This window comes from Nitrosophilus sp., from assembly GCF_982775275.1.
In genome coordinates this window covers 1-5,735 of sequence record NZ_CEXZHP010000091.1, presented here as the reverse complement: position 1 = coordinate 5,735, position 5,735 = coordinate 1, and the positions used below count along the sequence as shown (strand labels likewise).

The window sequence follows — 5,735 nt, the reverse complement described above, 5'->3', positions numbered from 1 at the left end:
AAAATCGCAAAGCTTTCGCTCAATTTGTAATTTTTCAGAGGGTTCAATATAAGATACATAATGTGTATAGCATCAAGCGCTAAGTTTTAAGTCATTACGTTAGTTTAATGTCAAATATCACACTTTATCTCAAAAACAGCGCTGTTAACTTTTTCCATCTTTTTACTTGCGATCTCTTTTGCTTTTTTATTGCCCTCTTTTATTACTTTTTCTAAATAGTTGGCTGTTAATTTTTCTCTTCTTTCTCTTATTGGCTCAAGCACTCTCTCAATAGACTGCGCACACCATTTTTTGCACTCAACACAGCCAATTGTCGCGTTTTTGCACCCTTCTTCGACTTTTTTTATGGTTTCTTTATCGCTAAATGCTTTATGATAATCGTATATCAAACAAACTTCCGGATTGCCGGGATCTGTTCTTTTTACCCTTTGGGGATCGGTTTTTGCTACTCTTAATTTTTGCCAAACCTCATCTTTTGAGTCCGTTAAATATATTGCGTTGTTATAACTTTTACTCATTTTTCTGCCATCAAGTCCTAAGAGTTTTGGGGTTTGACTTAAAAGTTCAAAAGGCTCTACAAAAATTTGACAGTTAAAAAGATGATGAAATCTTCTAACGATTTCCCTTGCGATTTCAAGATGGGGTTTTTGATCTTCTCCAATAGGTACTTTTTGAGCATCATAAAGAATAATATCTGCGGTTTGCAAAACAGGATATGTTAAAAATCCGCCCGTTTGTATATCTTTTTTTAGTTGATTTAGCTGATCTTTGTATGTAGGGTTTCTCTCAAGCCATCCAAGAGGGGTGATCATATTTAAAATAACATAAAGCTCGGCGTGCTCTTTTATGGCGCTTTGGATAAAGATAGTGCTTTTATCCGGATCAATCCCAACTGAGAGCCAATCTTTGACAAGTTCAAAACTTAAATTTTTTAGATTTAGCTTATCTTCATAGCTTGTCGATAGTGCGTGCCAGTCTGCGACAAAGAAAAAACATTCATTTTCTTCTTGAAGTTCGATCCAGTTTTTAAGAACTCCCAAATAGTGTCCAAGATGTAATTTTCCCGTTGGTCTCATACCGCTTACTATTCGCATTTATCTCCTTTTTTATATTTAAAATCGTTTTTATTTTTGAATTATTTAGTTATCTTAACCAAATCAACTCTTTGCTTTATTCCTCTCTTTCACCTCTTTTTCTTGGGCTTAAAATTATCGGAGTTCCCTCCAAATCAAAATTTTCTCTAAGCTTATTTATTAGATATCTTTTATAACTAAAATGAAGACCTTCGGGTCTATTCATAATTAGTGCTATTTTTGGGGGCTTTGTGTCATATTGGGTTGCGTAAAGTATGTTTACCGGTTTTGTATAATATGCCGGCAGCGCGTGGCGCTGGGTTGCTTCTTTTATTACTTTGTTTAATTTAGAGGTTGGCAGCCACTGGCTGTAATTTTTATAAACTTTTAAAATAAGATCGTAAATTTTGTCAACTCTTTTTTTCGTTTTAGCAGAAACGGTGATAATCGGAGCAAAACTTAAAAATCTAAATCTATTCCTAACCTCTTTAATAGCCTCTTCATAGCTATATTTTGCATTGTCCCATTTATTCAAAACTATTATACATCCCAATTTATATTTATCAACAAGTCCGGCGATCTTTTCGTCTTGTTCGGCAAATCCTTCGCTAGCGTCAAGCACCACAAGTGCGATATCCGCTCTTTGAAGCATGATTTCCGTTCTATTTAGGGCATATTTTTCGATTCCTACTATTTTTCCTCTTCTTCTAATTCCCGCAGTATCTATAAATGTTATCACTTTATCTTTGTATAAAAAGGTTTCGTCAACTACGTCTATAGTTGTTCCTGCAATATCGCTAACGATAGATCTTTCTTCTTTTAATAGCGCGTTTAAAAGAGAGCTTTTTCCTACATTTACCCTTCCAATTATTGCTACGTTTATCTCATTTGAGTCCTCTTCTTTTTTTTCCATCTCTTCCAAAAAGGAGTCAAAGTCTAACTCTTCATCCTCTTTGATTACCAAAAAATCCTTTTTAGGAAGTTTTGATTCTATCCATTCAAGAAGCTTTGTAACCTTTCTGTTGTGAGAAACCGATATTGGAAAGATATTTTTTGTTCCAAAAGAGTAAAATTCCCAAACATTTTCTTCAAGTCTGTCGTTGTCTATTTTATTTATCACAAGGGCTATATCTTTATTGGTTTTTTGAAGTTCTAAAAAAAGTCTTCTATCTTCCTCATCGGGAAGTTTTTGTCCATCTACCATATAAAGAATGATATCGGCCTCTTTGGCGGCTTTTAAGGCTTTTTCTTTTACTTTATTAAAAAGTTCGTCCCTATCTTCAAGTCCACCAGTGTCTATTAGTATGGCCTCTTTTTCCCCTATCTTTACAATCTTTTTTTTGATGTCTCTTGTAGTTCCGGCCACTTCGCTGGTTATTGCGACTCTTTGTTTTAAAAGTCTATTAAATAAAGAACTTTTACCAACATTTGGTTTGCCAAGTATGACTATTTTTTTCATCTCTTTCCTGTTTGCGGGAGTTTTTCAACGTATATGGATTGGCTTGGAAACGCAAATTCCGCCCCGGCTTTTTCAACTATATCCATAATTTTAAGATTTATATCCTCTTTTATATCCAGATATTTTTGCCAATTTGCCGTATTTGTAAAACAGTAAATAAATATGCTTAAACTACTATCTTCAAATTGATCAAAATTTACTATCATCGTTGCGTTTTTATCGATGCCGGGATGGGATTTTAACATATTTTTTATATTTTTTAATATATCATCCATCTGTTTTTTTGTAGTGGAGTAGGTTAAACCTATTCTCATTTTTATTCGTCTGATTTTGCGCCTTGAAAAGTTTTCTATAGGATTGTTTGCTACTATTTGATTGGGAACGGTAACGAGAGATTTTTCAAAAGTCCTAACTTTTATGGTTCTAAGTCCGATGTCTTCTACCGTTCCTTCAACATCTCCTACTTTTATCCAGTCATCTATTTTTAAAGATTTATCCGCCAATATAGTAAGTCCCCCAAAAAGGTTTGCCGCGGTATCTTTTGCCGCTAACGCAAAAGCAAGACCACCAAGGCCCAAAGAGGCTATAAAAGCGCTTACGTTTATATTCCACTCTTGTAAAATGGCAACAAGCCCAACGGCAAAAATAAATATTTTTAACGTTTTGATAAAAAAGTTGCCTATTTCTCTATAAAGCTCTTTTCCAAATTTTTTCGCAAAGTTAAATATAGCTCCCTCAAGCACAGCAACCGCATCATAAAATAGCCAAAATATCACTAAAATTATCATTGATCTTACTATTTTATCGATGGTTTCGTTTTCCATCCCGACAAATAAAACCGCAAGATAAAACCCTAATATTATAAAAGAAAACTTCAAGGGATTTGATACGATGGCTAAGATATTATCATCAATTTCAGTTTTTGTTTTTGAAGCTAGCTGTTTTAACATTTTTAAAATTATCAAAGTGAAAATTTTCCTAAAAAACAAAAATAACAAAAATATCCCCAACGCCCCGGCAAATTTGTATAAAGGTATGTTTAAAAAGGTATTTGTGGATAAAAAAGAGAATGTTTGTTCTTTAAGTTTGTAAAAAAAGGCCCTTGTTTTTCCAAACTCTTTTTCTATATAAAAGCTGAGAGCGATTTTTAGAGAATCTTTTATATGTTTTTTATCTTCGGAAAATTTTGAGGCGATATTTTCTATCTCTTTTGTTAAATCAAAGATTTTTTCATCTTTTTTCTTTAGATATTTAAAAAAGAGATATAACCTGTTTTTTATCTTTTGCATTAAATATTTATCTTTTAAATTTTTTAATCTTTTTATCTCTTTTTCTATATTTTTTACATATATCTCTTTTTGAAGAATTTGCCATCTCTCTTTTTCTATAAGAAGTTTTTTTATCTTTTTATTGATATCTTCAATTTTTTTATCAAGTTTTTTGTCCTCTTTTTTTATATTTTTTATCTCAAATTTGATTTTTGATATAGAAGGATAGATAAAATCAAGCCATTTTTTAAAATTTTCTTCCACTTTTTGTATATCGTTTTTTAGTTTGTTATATTTTTTATAATAATAAGCATACTCAAGTTGCAATGTTAAAAGATTTGTGGCGTTTTGATCTAAAGCCGAAATATCCTCTTTTATGTCTTTTAGCTGCTCTTTCATAGCTTCAAGAGATAATTTGTATTTTTGGGCTTTAGCGTAAGTATTTACGATATTTAAAAATGTTTCCAAAAAATTTTTTTGAGAGGAGATTTTGATATTTTTAAGATCTAAGCTTTTAATTCCCTCTTTTTGGATATTTAATATCTTTAAAACAAGCGTCTTTTGCAAAGGGGACTCTTGCGATTTTGAGTTTTCAATCTGTTTTAATAGATTTTTGTAAATGGTGAGGTTTTGTTCCTTCAGTAACGTATCATTTATATCCGCGCCAAAAACTAGGGAAAAAAATATTAAAAAAGTAAAAATAAATCTCAATTTTCCACCTTTTATTTACGATTTATTGCTATAATTTCTAACAATTTTATCCAAAATAGGTTTAAATAAAGGAGAATTATGAGATTTTTTTTATTTTTTTTAACTTTTTTAACTTCCCTTTTTGCCCAATCGATAGAGGCTAAATATAAAGTTACCTACGGATTTTTGGGAGAAGTTGGATATTCAAAGGCAAAATTTGTAAAAAATAGTAATAGTTATAAAATAGAAGTAACGGCAAAAGCTACGGGCTTGGCTAAAATCCTAAGCAACGGAAGAAAAGAGAGATATATTAGTGAAGGGGTCGTCAAAAACGGGATACTTATACCAAAAATTTATAAAAAAATTAGAGAAAATTCAAAGAAAAAAGATATAAAAATATATAGATTTGATCATGATAAGAAAAAAATATATGTACATATAGAAAGATACAGAGATAAAAAGTTAGATACCAAAAAAGATGAGATTTTAAACTATTACGCAAAAGATGATATTTTATCACTATATTTTAATCTAAAAAAATATGTAAATTTAAAAGATGAAAAAGGGAAAAAAAGTTTTTTTGCGGTAGGCGGAAATAGAAAAGATGGTAAAGTAGATGTGGAGATACCAAAGGGCGAAAATCTAAAAAAAATAAAAAAATTACTCGGTGAAGAGGATGGACTTTTTTTAATAGTAACGATTTATCAAAAGATTTTTGCCTCAAAAAAAGGGAAATTGTATATAGTTTTAAATGATAAAGGTATCGCAAAAAAGGCCCTTTTAAAAGATGTGATTTTGTTTGGGGATATTACTGGGATATTGGAGAAGCTTGAAATTGGGGATTAGTTGATTTTGGTTTAAAAAGTTAGAATAGTTGAGTGGTTTAGTAGTGAGAAAGTGAAAAAGTGAGAGAGTGAGAAAATGAGCGAGGGAAAAGCCGTAAGGCTTAGTATTGGGTAAAATAGTTAAATGGTTAAGTGATTAGGTTGAAGGTTGAAGGAAGAAGGTTGAAGGGAGAAGGGAGTTAGGTGGTAAGGTGGTAAGAGAGGATTTAATTCCTAATACCTAATTCCCAATGCCTAATTCCCAATTCCCAATGTCCAATGTCTAATGTCCAATGTCCAATGTCTAATGTCTAATGTCTAATTTGGTTAAAATAGTTAAAATAGTTGAGTAGTTAAGTAGTTAAGTAGTTGAAAGGAGTGGATTGTTAAAAAAAGTTGAGATTGGTATATGGTATATGCT

Annotated in this window: 4 protein-coding genes; 1 reads left to right on the top strand and 3 read right to left on the bottom strand. The window is 31.3% G+C overall.

What is annotated here, in order from left to right; translation table 11 throughout:
- Window positions 1–110: 110 nt before the first annotated feature.
- The 3 genes from trpS to AC30RD_RS05545 all read right to left on the bottom strand — a co-directional run bounded on the left by trpS (window position 111) and on the right by AC30RD_RS05545 (window position 4,511).
- A complete protein-coding gene (gene trpS / locus AC30RD_RS05555) occupies window positions 111–1,094 on the bottom strand; it encodes a tryptophan--tRNA ligase (protein WP_489493339.1) in 984 nt (327 codons plus the stop codon).
- A gap of 76 nt (window positions 1,095–1,170) precedes the next feature.
- Window positions 1,171–2,532 carry a ribosome biogenesis GTPase Der gene (der, locus tag AC30RD_RS05550; protein WP_489493338.1) on the bottom strand — a complete coding sequence of 454 codons (1,362 nt, stop codon included), beginning with the start codon at window positions 2,530–2,532 and terminating at the stop codon, window positions 1,171–1,173.
- Window positions 2,529–4,511, bottom strand: a complete 1,983-nt coding sequence (locus AC30RD_RS05545; RefSeq protein ID WP_489493336.1) for a mechanosensitive ion channel family protein — start codon at window positions 4,509–4,511, stop codon at window positions 2,529–2,531. The genes der and AC30RD_RS05545 overlap by 4 nt, the downstream gene beginning before the upstream one ends.
- 78 nt (window positions 4,512–4,589) lie before the next feature.
- Between AC30RD_RS05545 and AC30RD_RS05540 the strand changes: the two genes are divergently transcribed.
- On the top strand, window positions 4,590–5,336 hold the full coding sequence (locus tag AC30RD_RS05540; protein ID WP_489493335.1) for a DUF3108 domain-containing protein: 747 nt from the start codon (window positions 4,590–4,592) through the stop codon (window positions 5,334–5,336).
- Window positions 5,337–5,735: the final 399 nt, after the last annotated feature.